The sequence below is a fragment of the Arthrobacter sp. B055-34 genome, assembly GCF_059090425.1.
Map to the genome: position 1 here is coordinate 404711 of NZ_JBNHFQ010000004.1, position 15444 is coordinate 420154.

Consider the following 15444-nt stretch of genomic DNA (forward strand, 5'->3'; position numbering starts at 1 on the left):
GGACGCATGACTGAACCACGCTTTGCTGAAGATTTCGATCCGTCGGCCAGCTCCTTGTCCGGAGAGGTTGCCCCTGAGATCATGGCGGAGCTGTTGTCAGTGCGGGGCAGTATCGACAACATCGATGCGACGCTCGTGTATCTCCTGGCAGAGCGGTTCAAGGCGACGCAGCGGGTGGGATATCTCAAAGCACGATACAAGCTGCCGGCGGCGGACCCGGACCGGGAGGCAGCCCAGATCACCAGGCTGCGGCGCCTGGCAGAGGAAGCACATCTCGACCCGGCTTTTGCCGAAAAATTTCTGAACTTCATCATTTCCGAGGTCATCAGGCATCACCAGGCCATTTCCAACGAACACAACGGCGGTACCAGCCGCGATGCCGAACAGGACGAGTCCGCCGGAGTATGACCAGCCCACGAGAAGCATCTCCGGCGGCGCCGGAGCAAACCGCACTGTCCGTCAGCGCAACCGGCCTGGGCAGCTGGCCGGGCACTGACCCGACGGAGGCGGCACGGACCATCCGCGGCGAGCTGGGGGAGCCGAACCTGCCGCATCTGGTGGAACTGCCCGACCGGGGCATTGGCTCCGATCCGGTGGGCCGTACCGCAGCCATGCTGCTGGAACTGGCCGTAGATCTCCAGCCCCACGGCTGGCGGCTGGTCGACCGTCCGGGGCTGGACCACCGCAGGGCGGCGTCTGCGCTGAGCACCGATGTGAACGTTCTGGCAGACGTTGCCGGGGCAGAAGAGCAACCGGGTTCGCAGTTGAAGCTGCAGTGCCGGGGACCGCTCTCCATGGCGGCCAATCTGTATCTGCACAACGGCGAACGGGCCTTGCTGGACAGCGGTGCGCGCCGCGACATTGCCGAGTCCCTGGCCGCCGGCGTCGTCGAACATCTGCAGCGGGTCCGCACGGCGGTGCCCGGCGCGGACATCATCGTCCAGGTGGAAGAGCCCGAGATTGCGCAGGTCCTGGCCGGATCCATTCCGACGGCCAGCGGCTACCGCACCCTCCGGGCCGTTCCTGAACACGAGGTGAGTGCGCAGTGGCGCGAACTGGTGGAGTCGCTGCACGCTGCCGGAGCACGGCAAGTAGTCGTGGCGCTGCCCGGGGCGGATGCCCCGTTCGATCTGGTCCTGGACGGCGGCATGGACGGCGTCGCCGTTCCGCTGGAGGGTTTGACCACCGGCCAGTGGGAGGCGCTGGCAGCAGCGGCCGAAGCGGACAAGGGCATCTGGCTGGGGGCGGTGCAGTCCGGCCGTCCTGTCCAGGAGCCTCCGCGCGTTACCGCCATCGTGGATTCCGTCCTGCGCCCGTGGCGGCAGCTCGGGCTTCCCGTGTCGAGGCTGCCCCAGCTCCGGCTCACCCCTTCAACAGGACTGGCAGGCCAGTCACCTGAGGCGGCCCGCCGGATCCTGACGAGGCTGAGCCAAGCCGCGGATGCGCTCAACCAGGTTGTCGCCGAAGGATAGTCAATCGGCCAACTGCTGGGCATCCGGCCGGACGGTCTCGCGGTGCGGCCGGTCAGCCCTGGGAGGGCACCAGCTGGTAGGAGAACGATCCTCGGTACTCAAGCACGGTGCCCAATTGGCGTTGAAGCACCTTGGTGCGGATCCGGAAGTGGCCTTCGGAACGGTCCCACCATTGCTCGGTGAAGGCGGCGGCTTCCAGCAGCCGCGGCAGGCCCAGCCGGAACCGGCCGGCGCCAAAACTGGTGCGGCGGGAGACCAGCCGCATCCGGCCGTCTGCTCCGGCCGAGCAGACCAGATCTGTCCGCACCGTGCCGCTGCGACCCAGCACGTCTGTCAATCCGGCCCCGACCTCCCACACCGTCGTGTCCTGCATGGTGCGCCGGCCGCCGTCGAAATTTATGGTCCGGACGGCGGTCAGGGCGGGCCTGCCGGTTGCATCCAGATGGGCGCGGTTTTCAATGCTGAACGGCACGTCCCGCTGGTATTCGGGGAAGAGCGCATGATCCCGGCCGGCGAGCCGCAGGATCGGACGGAGCACCGAACGCGGACAGCCGGCGACGTCGAAAACCCCCGTGCCGAGACCAACGGCGGAACCTCCGGCAGCGGCCGGGCCGGATTCCGCGGCCAGGCTGAAATACTCCTGCAGCTCGGGTTGCAGCAGGGCGAAGTCCTGGCCCATGGCCAGCTGGTAGACCGAAGCCATCCGGATCCCCTAAAGCCGGCCGGCGGCTTTGAGCCGGATATAGGTATCGGCCAGCTGCGGCGGCAGCTGGTGCGGATCGGCGTCCACCACTTCGGCACCCAGCTGCTTGATCTGCTCGGTGATGGCGGCCCGGTCCAGGAGCGCCCGTTCCGCGGCGGCGGCCCGGAAGACATCCGTGGCGGTGCCGCGCTCAGCCCGCAGCTCATCCAGCAGCGGATCCCGGACGGAGGCAACCACCACCACATGCTTGGCGGTCAGCTGCGCCAGCATCGGCAGCAGCGATTCCTCGGCCGAGCCCGAATCCAGCGAGGTCAGCAGCACCACCAGGGAACGGTGGGAAGAGATGTTGTGGACCTGTGCGGGGATCTGGGACCAGTCCGCTTCGATGAGCTCCGGCTCCACCGTGGCCATCGCGTTGACCAACTGGTTGAGCAGGTTCCCTTTGGACGCCGATCTGACCGTTGCGCGGGCCCTGCGGTCGAAGGCGAGGAAATCCACGCGGTCCCCGCCCCGCTCGGCCAGAGCCGCCAGCAGCAGGGACGCTTCGATGCCCGTGTCCAGCCTGGGCTCGTTGTCGATCCTGGCCGCCGCGGTGCGCGAAGTGTCCAGCACGATCACCACTCGGCGGTCCCGTTCCGGACGCCACGTGCGTACGACGACGGCCTGCCGCCTTGCGGTGGCACGCCAGTCGATCGAGCGGACATCGTCGCCGCGGACATAGTCGCGCAGGGAATCGAATTCGGTCCCGGCACCCCGGATCTGGACTGCGGCCTTGCCGTCGAGCTCACGCAGCTTGCGCAGTTTCGAGGGCAGATGCCGTTTGGCGTGGAAAGGCGGGAGTACACGCAGCCGGGCAGGGGCCGGAAAGGAGAGCTGCCGGGCGGCCAGGCCCAGCGGCCCCAGCGACCGGACGGCCACATGGTGTGCCAGCAGATCGCCGCGGCGCTCGGGACGGAGCCGGACCGCAAGCAACCGCCGCTCGCCCGCAGGAATGCTGATCCGCTGCACCGGGTTTATGGCACCGGCGGAAGGCTGCCAGCCGTCCCGGAGGACCGCTTTCAGCTGGCGGGTCCCATGGTTCGTCACCAGCAGTTCCGCGGTGCATTCTTCCGTCAGGCGGACGCTCGGAGGTATCCGGCGTTCCAAACCGATCTTCCGCGGCGAACCGGCCAAACCCAGGTCGGCTGCCAGCACCACGGCCAGAAACAGGCACCACCACAGGGCCGTCTGTCCCGTGGGGAACAGGATCAGCGGGAAAACGCCGGCCAGTGCCAGCAGAATGAAGCGTCCGGTCAGCGCCATTGAAGTTCCATCACGTCAGCGGGGAACCGGAACGGTGGCCAGGATGCTGTGCAGCACATCATCGACCTGGACCCCGTCCATCTGGGCTTCCGGGCGCAGCCCGACGCGGTGCCGCAGAGCCGGCAGGGTCAGGGCCTTCACGTCATCCGGAGTGACATAGCTGCGGCCGGAGAGCCAGGCCCAGGCTTTGGCCGTGTTGAGCAAGGCGGTAGCGCCGCGCGGCGAAACTCCCAGCTGGAAGCTCGGGGCGGAACGGGTGGCGCGGGTGATGTCGACGATGTAGCCGAGCACCTCCGCGGAGATGCTGACGCGCGCGACGGCGGCCCTGGCCTGCGCCAGGTCCTCGACGGAGGCGACGGGCCGTACGCCGGCGGCCTGCAGATCGCGGGGGTCGAAGCCCATGCTGTGGCGGCGGATGATCTCGATCTCGGCATCGCGGTCCGGTAGGTTCATCGTCATTTTCAGCAGGAAACGGTCCAGCTGGGCCTCAGGCAGCGGATAGGTGCCTTCATACTCGATGGGGTTCTGCGTTGCGGCGACAATGAACGGTTCGGGCAGCTTCCGGGCCACGCCGTCCACTGACACCTGGCGCTCTTCCATCGCCTCGAGGAGGGAAGCTTGGGTTTTCGGCGGCGTCCGGTTGATCTCGTCGGCCAGCAGGATGTTGGTGAAGACCGGACCGTGGCGGAAGGTGAATTCCGCAGTGTGCGCGTCGTAGATGAGCGAGCCGGTTACGTCGCCGGGCATGAGGTCCGGGGTGAACTGCACACGCTTGGTATCCAGGCTCAGCGCGGCGGACAAGGTGCGGATCAACAGTGTTTTGGCCACACCCGGAACGCCCTCCAGCAGCACGTGGCCATGGGAGAGCAGGGCGATGAGCAGCCCGGTCACCGTGGCATCCTGGCCGACCACCGCCTTGGCTACCTCGCTGCGCACATCCAGCAGCGCCTGGCGGAGGCGGTCGTCGGAGGTCCCCGGGCCAGCCGGATCGGGATGGGACGCGGCCGGTCCATCTGCCGAGGCGGATCGCTGCGCCGCGGTGCCCGCCATGAAACCGGGGGCGTGCTGCGGATAATCGCTCATTGGTCCAGGATCTCTTTCTCTAGGGATTGCAGGTTCTGTGCCCAGTCCACCAGCTGGGATTCGTTTTCGGGAATGTACGTCCGCAGCAACCGGTCCAGCTCGACGCCTGGCCGGTTGCTGTGCCGGGCTACGGCATCGACGACGGCGGACGCACTGATGCCGGCCCCTAGGCGCAGCTTCGCAGCCAGCCGGGTCAGGGTTGCCGCGCGCAGGTTGGCGGCTGCGCGCCGGATGGACTTGGAGTCCTGGTACAGCCGGGCGCGGCCGGCGGCGGTTTCCGCGGCGGGTACGACGACGGGCAGCGGCTCCTGGACCAGCCTGCCCAGGCGCCGTCCTTTCCACAGCATGGCCAGCACCCCCACGGCCAGCAGCCACAATGTGACGGGGGCGACCCAGGCCGGCAACAGCGCCAGCGGGCTTTGCGGCTCCTCCGGCACGGCGAGGTCCGACAGCGACGGCCGGTACCAGACGAGCCGGTCGGCGCTGCCCAGGGTGTTTAGGGCCAGGGCGGCATTGCCCCGCTCGACAATCGCCTCATTGCTCAGGACATGGCCGGCGCCAAGCACAATGGTTCCGCCGTCCGCCGAAGTGACATAGGAAGCTGCAGGCTCGGCCCCGGTCTCGTACGTGAAGCACATGACCGGGCCCCGGTAGCCCAGGCCGCCGCGGCTGATGCTCCCGGCCGGCTGCGTCCCGGAATCCTGTCCGTCCGGCGCCGGACTGCCCGCGCCGTCGTCGTTGGTCAGGCACTCCGCGGCCAACGGGCCGCCATCCTCCGGAACGCGTCCGGCGGCACTGATCTCCGGCGCCAGTTCCTGCAGGTGCTGGAAGCCGGGCCGGACCAGGACCGTGCGGCCTCCATGGTCGGCCAGCCGGGTCAGCTGCTCCGGTTCCAGGTAGTTGTTGGCGTCGTGGAACAGCAATGTCCCGCCATCCTCCAACGCGCCCAGCGTCTCGTCGAGCGCATCCGTGGCAATCACCTCAACGCCTTGCTGCCGCAGCACCTCGGCCACCGCCATGGCGCCATTGGGGGCAGGATTGGCGGGGGAGAGGTCCTCGCGGTCGGCCGCAGGTGAGCGCAGCAGCTGGACGAGGACGGCAGCGATCAGCAACGCGCCCAGCAGCAGCCAGAAACCCCACCGGCGCAGCCGCTGCTTCGCCACCGACCACGCAGTCTGGTCCTCGCCGCTGCCGTCAACGGTGTCTGCCGATGCGTGCGCGGCCGTTGCCTGGCTCATCGCGGCACCGCCAGATCCGACGGTGCGCCCGGGCCGAACACGGGGCTGGTTCCTGCGAGGGCGTTGCCCAGGCCGAGCACCGTGTTGTAGTCCTGCTCCGATGCCGGGACGTTGCCATAGCGCACGCCGTCGAACAAGGCGGCGCTGCACCGGACTTCGGCAGCGTGCCGGGGGAAAGCCGGCGCGATGCTGGCAGCGGCTTCGTCGGCCGTCTGGCCGGGCTGGGGCTGCAGGATGACGCGTTCCTCCATTGCCCGGACCAGCCCGCGGAATTCCTCAGCGACGGCCGTGTTCCACTCCTGGCTGGCCGCGGCATCGGCTGCCCGCCGTCGGTGTTCGGCGGCAGTGAGCTGGACGGCGTCGTCGAAGACCTCGGCCGCGGCGCGCTTGCGGGCGTTCAGCCGCGGGCGGACCAACCAGATGGCTGCGCCGATGACCAGGACTGCCGCCAGGACGATCAGCGCCGTCCCCAAGTTCGGGCTCACTCCCTCCAAGGATTCGATGAGATCGGTAAACCAATCGGAGATCGCCGTTAGTATCCGGTCGAGCAGTCCCGGCTTGGCCTCCTGGTACGGTTCCTTGGCCAGCTCACGGATGAGCAGTTCGCGCGCTTCGTCCTCTCCGGGCGACACCGGAGGAACGGCGGCAGGAACCGGAGGCAGCGCGAAAACCGGCGGAACGGCCGAATAGCCGGCGATCACGGCGCTCCGGGACTGCCCGGATACCCGGACGGGCCGGGTTGGCCCGGTTGGCTTGCCGGACCCGAATGACCCGAATGACCCGCCGGGCCCGAGGGGCCGAACGGTCCGGAGGCATCGAAGCTTGCGCCATTTCCGGCGACGGAACCGAGGCCCGGGATGGTCCGGGTTTCGCGTCCCGCGGCCTGCTCATGTTCGCGGAGCAGGACAACGTCGAACCCCTCGCGACGGATCCGTAGGTCGGTGTAGACCAGGGCGATGACCGCGGCCTGGAAGGCGTAGCCGATCGCGGAGAACAGGGAGGAAACCAGCATGGACACCAGCGTCAGGGGGCCCATCGCGGTGAGCATGGCTTCCGGATCGGACGGGTCTCCCATGGCCGGGCCGGCAATGCCGATCAGAAAGGAGATCGGCATGCTGATGACCGAGGTGATGACGCCGACAATGATGGTGCACAGCAGCACGATGCCGAAGGTCCGCCACCAGCTGCGGTTAGTCAGCTGCCAGGACCGGACGAAAGCGCCGATGATGCCCTTGCGCTCCATAACGACGACGGCGGGAGCCAGCATCAGCTTGACGCCGATCCAGATACTCAGGAACGTCAGCGCCAGAATGATCCCGACGATGATCCATACCGAGGTGGCTCCGAGCTGGTCGGCGAGGAAGAACGAGCCGGCAATGACGGCTACCAGCGCCGCCACGGTCAGGACCAGGTACAACAGGCCCATGCCGATGAGAGCCCAGACCCGTCCTCGCGACAGTGACCACATCAGGCCGAAGCTCGTTTTCTGATTGACGGTAGCGCGGGCCGTCGGAATGGCCAGCAGGCCTTGCAGCAGCAGGATTCCGACGCTGGAGAGCAGCCCCAGCACCAACGAGGAGGTCGCCAGGGACAGCACCAGCGCGATGGCTGATTCGTCCGATAGCTCTTCATTGGTCATGACCTGGAGCCCGCCCAGCAGGGAAATGATCAGGCTGCCGGCGATCCAGGCCAGGACGCTGATGCCGATCTGGAACAGGACGGCCGTGCCGAAGACAGCGGCCGCGTTCTTGCGGGCCGCCTGAAAGGCACCGTCCAGGATCTCGCCCACGCCGAGGGGGCGCAGCGGAATGACGCCAGGCTTCGGCGGAGCAACGTAGCCGTTGTAGCCGTACGGATTCGGCGGAGTCTGCCAGCCGGCCGGCTGCCCGTAAGGCGGCGGACCGCCCGCACCGTAAGGACTCTGCTGGCCCCACTGTGGCTGCTGGCCCCACTGCGGTTGTTGGCCCCACTCCGGCCGGCCGGGCTGGCCCTGTCCCCAGGAGCCGGGCTGCTGGGGCTGACCGGGAGCCGGCTGCTCCGGCTGCTGAGCGGCGCCGTCTGATCCCTGAGCCATGGAGTTCCCCTTGATGATCGTTGAGCACCCGCAACGCCCGGCGAGAGCCGAGGTGCCGCCGTCGTGGCGTGTCGGCCGGCAGGCTTACCGGCCGTACGAAGTGCTAGCCTCACAACAGCCTATAGTTTCCGTCTCCCAACTTCACTCAGCACTCGGCCGAAGGGTCACCGGGAGGGAACATAGCGCTGTACTGCACTGTGGCCAACGCGACATTGCAAGGGCCAATAGGGGAATATGGAGATATGAAGGCACGCATACTTGTCGTAGACGATGATGAGGCTTTGTCCGAAATGATCGGCATTGTCCTGCGCAATGACGGATTCGATCCGGTGTTCTGCGCGGACGGCAGCCAGGCGGTGGAGGTATTCCGCAGCTCCAAGCCGGACCTTGTGCTCCTGGACCTCATGCTGCCCGGCATGGACGGCATTGAAGTCTGCCGGCTGATCCGCGGCGAGTCGGACGTGCCTATTGTCATGCTGACGGCAAAGTCCGATACCTCGGATGTGGTCCGGGGCCTGGAATCCGGTGCCGACGACTATGTGCCCAAGCCTTTCAAGCCTGCCGAACTCGTGGCCCGCGTGCGTGCCCGCCTGCGGCCCGGAGACCAACGTGCGCCGGAAACCCTGCGGATTGCCGACGTCGTTATTGATGTGGCAGGTCATGTGGTGCACCGCGGCGACGAGAAGATCTCGCTGACGCCGCTGGAATTCGACCTGCTGGTTGCGCTGGCCCGTAAACCGTGGCAGGTATTTACCCGCGAACTTCTCCTGGAACAGGTCTGGGGCTACCGCCATGCCGCAGACACCCGGTTGGTCAACGTCCATGTCCAGCGGCTGCGTTCCAAGATCGAACGGGATCCGGAAGCGCCCGAGGTGGTCCTGACCGTCCGCGGCGTGGGATACAAGGCTGGCCAAGGTTAGTTGAATCCCGCGCTCACGCGGTGGTTATCGGGGCTGAAGGCGGCAGCCGCCCCGTTCTGGCGCGCCGTTCTGGCCGGCCGCGACAAGATAGCGGCCAGGTGGCGGCGCTCGCTGCAGTTCCGTACGGTAACGGCAACCGTCCTGCTGACCGCATTTGCCTTTCTTGGCGTGGGCGCATTCCTCTCCAGCCAGATTGCCTCGGGGCTGTACCAGGACCGGCTGCAGCAGGCGGAGGCGGAGTCCCGGCAGGAACTGAACCGGGCCAAGAGGATTTTCGAAGGCTCCGCGGCCAGCGACCGGGCCACGGTCACCAGCATGGTGGCGGACACCCTGAAGCTGCTGGAGGGCACCGGCGGGGGCACGCCGCGCTACTATCTGCTGACTCCCATGAAGGACGCGCAGAACCTCTACGTCGCCAGCCGGTCAAACACCAGCATTACCGCGAGCATCATCCCTGAAGGGCTCAGCCAGGCGGTCGCCAGCGGGACCGGCCAGTACCGCCAGCCCATGGCCCTGCCCCGGGGCGACCACGATGTGCCCGCCATCGCGTTCGGCACACAGGTGTCGCTGCCGCCTGGCAACACCTACGCGCTCTATCTGATCTACGACCTGTCAGCTGTCCAGCAGACCCTGGACTTCATCCACGGCATCCTCTGGATCGGCGGAGGCCTGCTGCTGATACTCACCGGCGGGATCGTCTGGCTGCTGACGCGCGCCGTGGTGCATCCCGTGAGCCAAACCGCCATCGCGGCCGAAAAGTTGGCGGCGGGTCAACTGCAGGAACGGGTGGAGGTCCGTGGCGAGGACGAACTGGCGCGGCTCGGCGAGTCCTTCAACCGGATGGCGGCCAGCCTGCAGGAACAGATCACCCAGCTCGCCACGCTGTCGGAGATGCAGCAGCGGTTCGTTTCCGATGTCTCCCACGAACTGCGCACCCCGCTGACTACGGTGCGGATGGCAGCCGAGGTCCTCTACGATGCCCGTTCGGACTTCGATGCGATCAATTCCCGATCTGCCGAACTGCTCTATCACCAGGTGGAGCGGTTCCAGGCGCTCCTGGCTGACCTGCTGGAGATCTCCCGTTTCGATGCCGGCGTGGCGGTGCTGGAAGCAGAGCCAACCGAAATTTTCGACGTCGTCCGCCATGCCATGGAGGGTGCGCAGCCGTTGGCGGAGAACTCCGGGTCGAAAATTGAGCTGGTGTCCGCTGAAACCAGTTGCGTGGTGGAGATGGATCCGCGCCGCATCGACCGGATCCTGCGTAACCTCATCGTCAACGCCCTGGAGCACGGCGAGGGGCAGCCGGTGGAAGTGATTGTTGCTTCCTCCGAGGACGCGGTTGCCGTTGAAGTGCGCGACCACGGCATCGGCATGACGCCCCTGGAAGCATCCCGGGTTTTCGACAGGTTCTGGCGGGCGGATCCGGCCCGGGCACGGACGACCGGCGGCAGCGGGCTCGGGCTGTCCATCGCGACCGAGGACGCCAGGCTGCATGGCGGCTGGCTGCAGGCCTGGGGTCAACCAGGAAAGGGATCCTGCTTCCGGCTGACTTTGCCGCGGCGGCGGGACACGGTGCTGACGCGGTCTCCGCTGCCGCTGCCGCCCGCCGAGGCCCACGGCGGGCCCGCGGAAATCTCCGCGCCGGAACGGCAGGATGTGCAGGTCACGATGGAGGGGGAACACCATGCAACGGATGTTGGGTGAGCGCAAAGGCGGGCCGGGCGCACTGCTACGCGCCGCCGTCGTACTTCTTGCCGCCTTGATCATGCTCAGCGCCTGCTCCTCCATTCCCATGTCGGGCCCGGTGGGAACCAGCCAGGGCGAAGAGCCCCAGACCGAGGCGGCCGAGTACACATTCAATCCGCCGGGACCTGTCCCGGGCGCGGATCCCAAAGCCATTGTCGACGGCTTCCTGCTCGCGGGAACCGCGGCCCAAGACGATTACCGCACGGCGCGTGAATTCCTCGCACCGTCGCTCGCGGGCGAATGGCAGCCGGTGGAGCGCACTGTTGTCTACCGGAATTCGGTGAACATCGTGGGGTCGCCTACGGACACCGAATTCGTGGTGCAGCTCGAAGTCGCCTCGGTCATCGACGAACACGGGATCCGTGAGCCGGCGGAGGAAGGCGCCACGGAGTCAGTGCCGGTGGTGCTGACCGATGTGGACGGCGAATGGCGGATCGCCGAGATTCCGGATGGCACCATGGTTTCCAACGTCGACTTCCAGACGCTGTTCTCCGCCTACAACCTCTATTTCTACGACGCCACGTACACCTATGCTGTGCCCGATGTACGTTGGTACGCCAGCCGGCAGGGGGTATCGGCGGCGATAGTCTCCTCGCTCCTGGAAGGGCCGGCCCCGTACCTCAGCGGCGCGGTGATCAGTGCCTTCCCGGAGGGGTCCACGCTGGTCAGGCGCTCGGTGCCGGTGGAAAGCGGGGCGGCCACGGTTGACCTCTCGGCCGAAGTCCTGACCGGCACCACTTTCCTGCGCCGACAGCAGATGCAGCAGCAGCTGGAGCTAACGCTGGGCGGGTTGAACACGGTCAGCACAGTGCACATGACCGTGGACCAGCGGGAGGTTGATCTAGGTCCGTCCCCGGATCCTGCCTTCCAAGCCGCCGTGACCAATCCCGCGGTCGGCAGTCTCCAGATCGGGGTGCTGGACAACGAACTGACGTTCTACGAAGGTTCGCGTCCAGTCGAGCCGCAGAACCTGCCCGCTGTCTCGGAACTCAATCCCCGTGATCCGGCCATGTCCTTGGACCAGGAGCACTTCGGGTTCCTGAACGCGGAGCGCAACCGGATGTACGTTATTGGCCCGGACAGGACAGCGCATCAGGCAGTGGCCGGAACGCAGCTGACCGCCCCCAGCGTCGATCCGTTCGGCTGGACCTGGACTGCCGTCGGCGACCAGAGTGGTGCGGTCTACGCCACCGCCCCTGATGAGGAGCGGACGCGGGTCGACATCACCGCGCAATGGTTCTCGGAGCGGACCATCGAGGAACTGCGGATCTCGCGGGAAGGCGCCCGCGCCCTGATCATCGCCCGTGAAGGAGACGAGTCCAAGGTCTACATTGCCGGCGTGGTCCGGGACCAGGACGGACAGCCGCGCAGCATCAGCACGCCGATCGAGCTGGATGCTTCCGTTCCCGCGGATTCAGGGGTGTGGGCCAACGAATCAACGGTGATCGTCATGCAGTCATCGGCGGACGAACCAGTGGAAACGGAAATATTAAGGCTCGACGGCGGCTCGCAGCGGATGGCGCCACTGAACGGAATGCGGGACATCAGTGCCGGCAACGGAGACCAGGACGTTTATGCCCAGACGGAGGAAGCGCTGTATATCCGGGTCGGCAACAGCTGGGCGCCACAGCCACCGCCGCTGGTGATCGATCCGTCATTCCCGGGATAACCGGACGGGCAGCCCCATGAGGGTGCCCGTTCGGCAGGGGTGGCTCGTTGTCCACAGGCGGCGCACGGGCATTGCCTGGCCGTCAATGATGCTTGAGGGTGGAAAGCATGTGGTTCCCTGCTGCCCTGTTTGATGCTGTGTACTTCCACGCCGCGGTGCAGCGGGTGCTGCGGTGGACCGCGGAGTTCGGCCACCTTGTGCTGCCTACCGATTGCGTTAGCTGCGGGGCCGAGGACCACACACTGTGTCCGCCCTGCCGGAGCAGGCTGCGTAGGGCGACCGTGCGGCCTTACCGCGCCGAGGACGGAGCCGAGTCGTTGCCCTTCGTCGGGACGGACGTGGCCGAGGTTCTGCCGGTTATGGCTGCGGGCCGTTACCGGCACGAGCTGTCCCAGGCGATCCTGGCCTACAAAAACCAAGGCCGGACGGACCTTGTGCGCGCGCTGGCCCCTGCGCTCGCAGCCGCTGTCCACGCCGCGGCGCACATCGACGGCGGCCATCCAGGGGTTTTTCTGGTGCCCGTGCCCTCCCGCTCCAGTTCGCGCAGACGGCGCGGCTACGACCCGCTGGACTTGCTGCTGCGCCGACTGGAACGGCAGAAACTCCTGCCGCCTGAATTGTCCGTGCTGCGCGCGGCCTGTATCCGATCCGGTATAGCCGGATTGGCGAAAGGTATCCTGCCGGCAGCTTCGCAGAAGTCGCTGGGCAAATCCGGCCGGCGGAGCAACGTCTCCTCATCCATGCGGATCAAGCGGCGCTACACCCCGTCCCTGCAGAACCGACACTGCATTCTGGTCGATGACGTGCTCACAACCGGATCGACCCTGGCCGAGTTGACGAGGGCCCTGCGCGAGGCGGGCGCAGTAGTTGATGCTGGCGTGGTTGTGGCTGCGACAACCGCGCCCTCCGGAACCGCCTGAAGCATCGCGACACAAACCGGAATCAGCCGCAGGCGTAATGGCGCGGATCCGCGCAGATACAGGGCGGAAGCCAACAATGTGGGACGTTTTAGGAAAAATCCGCGGGGGAGGGGGTGAATAAAGGATGACGTTGCCTTAACGTGAAGTATGGGCTCCGCAAAAAGGGACGAGGGCCCGTCTTCAGCGACTGGGAGGAGAAATTTTCTTCAGTCGCTGTTGTGTCATCTAAAGCAGTTATGGAGGGCACCATGGAATTCAATATCAACGGCCGCAACCTCTCGGTCTCCGACCGGTTCCGGGAATACGCCGAAGAGAAGATCTCCAAAATAGAGCAGCTGGGCGACAAGGTTCAGCGGCTGGATGCCAAGATTACGAAGGAAATAAACGCTCGTCAGGCGGACAGCTCCATGACCGTCGAGCTCACAGTACTAGGCCGCGGCCCCGTTGTTCGTGCGGAAGCCACCGCAGCTGACAAATTTGCCGCCTTCGATCTGGCCTACGGCAAGCTCATGGAACGCCTTCGCCGGGCCCGTGACCGCCGCAAGGTCCACCATGGACGCCACAACCCCAAGGGCGTCCATGAAGCTACCGCGTCGCTCGAACCTGCAAGCACCACCAAGCCGCTGCATGTCGAGACATCGGAGGCCAGCCTGAACGGCTCCACTCCATCAGCGCAAACTACGGACGAATATGAAATAGAGAATGACATTCCGGCCGGCGATTCGCCGGTCCTGATCCGCCGGAAGGTCTTTCCGGCCCCGCCGATGACGCTCGACGACGCTGTCGACAACATGGAACTCGTCGGGCACGACTTTTACTTGTTCATCGATTCGGCAACGAACTCCCCGAGTGTTGTCTACCGGCGCCGCGGCTGGACCTATGGTGTGATTTCGCTGGACGCCGATTGCAAAGAGGAATCCACCGCGAAGGAAGAGCTTCTGGCGTACCGCGCAGCAGAAGGAGCAAACGCTTAAAACCTCAAGGCAAGCGCAATCCAGTGCCTAGGATAGGTGGATGGCTGCACCCCTAAGTCTCCGCCAGGCCCGGCGCATCGCGCTCGCTGCACAGTCCCTCCACAGGGAGCGGCCCACCGGTCTTGTTTCGGCAAGAGCGGTGGGCCGTACCTTTGACCGGCTGCAACTGTTGCAGATCGATTCGGTGAACGTGCTGACCCGGGCCCATTACCTGCCGTTGTTTTCCCGTCTGGGTAACTACGACGTCGAAATCCTGCATCGCTTTGCGGGCAAGGCTCCGAGACGCATGGTTGAGTACTGGGCGCACGAAGCCAGCTACATCCGGCCGGACCACTTTAACGACCTGCGCGTGTGGCAGAAACGAAAATGGGTGGGCGCGTCTGCGATGGACCCGGATACCCGGGATGACTTGTCGGAGCGGATCATGCAGGCTCTCGCTTCGTCGCGTCCCTTGAGCGCCCGAGCCGTTGCCGAACGGATTGGTCATGCCGAAACCCGTTCCACAGCCCAATGGGGGTGGAACTGGAACGCGGCCAAACGCGTGCTTGAAGACCTGTTTGAACGCGGTGACGTCAGCGCTGCTGGCCGGAACGCACAGTTCGAGCGGCTCTACGCTTTGACCGGGCAAGTGATGCCGAAGCGCGTCGATCCCTCCGAGCGACCCGAGAAAGACGACGCGATGGTTCGGTTGATAGATGCCGCCGCGACAGCCCACGGCATCGGTACGCTGAAATGTTTCGCCGATTATTTCCGGATTCCGGTTCAGCCGGCCGCGGCGGCCCTGCAGCAGCTCCTGGCCGAAGGCAGAGTGGAAGAAGTAGCTGTCGACGGATGGCAGGGACCGCACTATCTGCACACCGAGGCGCTCCGGCCTCGTACGGCGAGAGGCCGCGCATTGCTCGGACCTTTCGATTCGCTGGTCTTCGAGCGGCGCCGGCTGGAACGCCTCTTCCACTTCCATTACCGGATCGAAATCTATACCCCTGCCGCGCAGCGGCGCTACGGGTACTACGTCCTGCCGTTCCTGCTGCGGGAGTCCTTGTGTGCCAGGGTGGACCTCAAGGCAGACCGGTCGGCCGGCCTGCTCCTGGTCAAGGGGGCCTTCGGCGAGGCCGATGCACCTGCGGATACCGCCGTCGAACTTGCTGCCGAACTGGAGCTGATGTCGCGCTGGCTTGGTCTGGATGGCGTCCGGGTGGAGGACCGCGGGGACTTGGCTGGGCCGCTTAAAATTTTGCTGTCGGGGCAGCGCCGAAGGTCACTTGTCCGCCCTGCGGGAACCAAAGCAGAGGTTGATACGTCTCTCCCGTAGACTGATGAAGCCAGAATTCTGTGCAAACGAC

14 protein-coding genes are annotated in these 15444 nt (G+C 66.1%); 8 read left to right on the plus strand and 6 right to left on the minus strand.

Annotation, left to right across the window (positions count from 1 at the left end):
* The first annotated feature begins 6 nt into the window (after nt 1-6).
* Entirely contained in the window at nt 7-408 is a 402-nt protein-coding gene (locus AC5RWO_RS10435; protein WP_498731303.1) for a chorismate mutase, read from the plus strand.
* A complete protein-coding gene (locus tag AC5RWO_RS10440; RefSeq protein ID WP_498731304.1) occupies nt 405-1472 on the plus strand; it encodes a uroporphyrinogen decarboxylase/cobalamine-independent methonine synthase family protein in 1068 nt (355 codons plus the stop codon). Before AC5RWO_RS10435 ends, AC5RWO_RS10440 begins: the two co-directional genes overlap by 4 nt.
* Before the next feature lie 52 nt (nt 1473-1524).
* Here AC5RWO_RS10440 and AC5RWO_RS10445 read toward each other — a convergent pair whose 3' ends face one another.
* The 6 genes from AC5RWO_RS10445 to AC5RWO_RS10470 are packed head-to-tail and all read right to left on the minus strand — an operon-like array spanning nt 1525 to nt 7872.
* Nucleotides 1525-2175, minus strand: coding sequence for a DUF4166 domain-containing protein (locus AC5RWO_RS10445; RefSeq protein WP_498731305.1), 651 nt, complete (start codon nt 2173-2175; stop codon nt 1525-1527).
* A 9-nt stretch (nt 2176-2184) separates the two neighbouring features.
* Nucleotides 2185-3477, minus strand: coding sequence for a DUF58 domain-containing protein (locus tag AC5RWO_RS10450; protein WP_498731306.1), 1293 nt, complete (start codon nt 3475-3477; stop codon nt 2185-2187).
* A gap of 15 nt (nt 3478-3492) precedes the next feature.
* Complete coding sequence (locus AC5RWO_RS10455; protein ID WP_498731307.1) at nt 3493-4560, minus strand: AAA family ATPase; 1068 nt, start codon at nt 4558-4560, stop codon at nt 3493-3495.
* Nucleotides 4557-5798, minus strand: coding sequence for a DUF4350 domain-containing protein (locus AC5RWO_RS10460; RefSeq protein ID WP_498731308.1), 1242 nt, complete (start codon nt 5796-5798; stop codon nt 4557-4559). Before AC5RWO_RS10460 ends, AC5RWO_RS10455 begins: the two co-directional genes overlap by 4 nt.
* The gene (locus AC5RWO_RS10465) at nt 5795-6499 is read right to left on the minus strand and encodes a DUF4129 domain-containing protein (RefSeq protein WP_498731309.1); all 705 of its coding nucleotides are present in this window, start codon (nt 6497-6499) and stop codon (nt 5795-5797) included. Before AC5RWO_RS10465 ends, AC5RWO_RS10460 begins: the two co-directional genes overlap by 4 nt.
* Nucleotides 6496-7872, minus strand: a complete 1377-nt coding sequence (locus AC5RWO_RS10470; RefSeq protein ID WP_498731310.1) for a DUF7847 domain-containing protein — start codon at nt 7870-7872, stop codon at nt 6496-6498. Before AC5RWO_RS10470 ends, AC5RWO_RS10465 begins: the two co-directional genes overlap by 4 nt.
* A gap of 242 nt (nt 7873-8114) precedes the next feature.
* Here AC5RWO_RS10470 and mtrA point away from each other — a divergent pair, with 242 nt between their 5' ends.
* The 6 genes from mtrA to AC5RWO_RS10500 all read left to right on the plus strand — a co-directional run bounded on the left by mtrA (nt 8115) and on the right by AC5RWO_RS10500 (nt 15413).
* Nucleotides 8115-8792 (plus strand): MtrAB system response regulator MtrA, encoded by a 678-nt coding sequence (gene mtrA / locus AC5RWO_RS10475; RefSeq protein WP_169994053.1) that lies wholly within the window; start codon nt 8115-8117, stop codon nt 8790-8792.
* Nucleotides 8793-10496 carry an MtrAB system histidine kinase MtrB gene (gene mtrB / locus AC5RWO_RS10480; RefSeq protein WP_498731311.1) on the plus strand — a complete coding sequence of 568 codons (1704 nt, stop codon included), beginning with the start codon at nt 8793-8795 and terminating at the stop codon, nt 10494-10496.
* Nucleotides 10477-12207: an LpqB family beta-propeller domain-containing protein gene (locus AC5RWO_RS10485; RefSeq protein WP_498731312.1), complete on the plus strand. Its 1731-nt coding sequence runs from the start codon at nt 10477-10479 to the stop codon at nt 12205-12207. The genes mtrB and AC5RWO_RS10485 overlap by 20 nt, the downstream gene beginning before the upstream one ends.
* Nucleotides 12208-12314: 107 nt before the next feature.
* Nucleotides 12315-13127 (plus strand): ComF family protein, encoded by an 813-nt coding sequence (locus tag AC5RWO_RS10490; protein WP_498731313.1) that lies wholly within the window; start codon nt 12315-12317, stop codon nt 13125-13127.
* 248 nt (nt 13128-13375) lie between these two features.
* Nucleotides 13376-14101: a ribosome hibernation-promoting factor, HPF/YfiA family gene (hpf, locus tag AC5RWO_RS10495; RefSeq protein WP_074701569.1), complete on the plus strand. Its 726-nt coding sequence runs from the start codon at nt 13376-13378 to the stop codon at nt 14099-14101.
* A gap of 40 nt (nt 14102-14141) precedes the next feature.
* A complete protein-coding gene (locus tag AC5RWO_RS10500; protein WP_498731314.1) occupies nt 14142-15413 on the plus strand; it encodes a winged helix-turn-helix domain-containing protein in 1272 nt (423 codons plus the stop codon).
* The last annotated feature ends 31 nt before the right edge of the window (nt 15414-15444 follow it).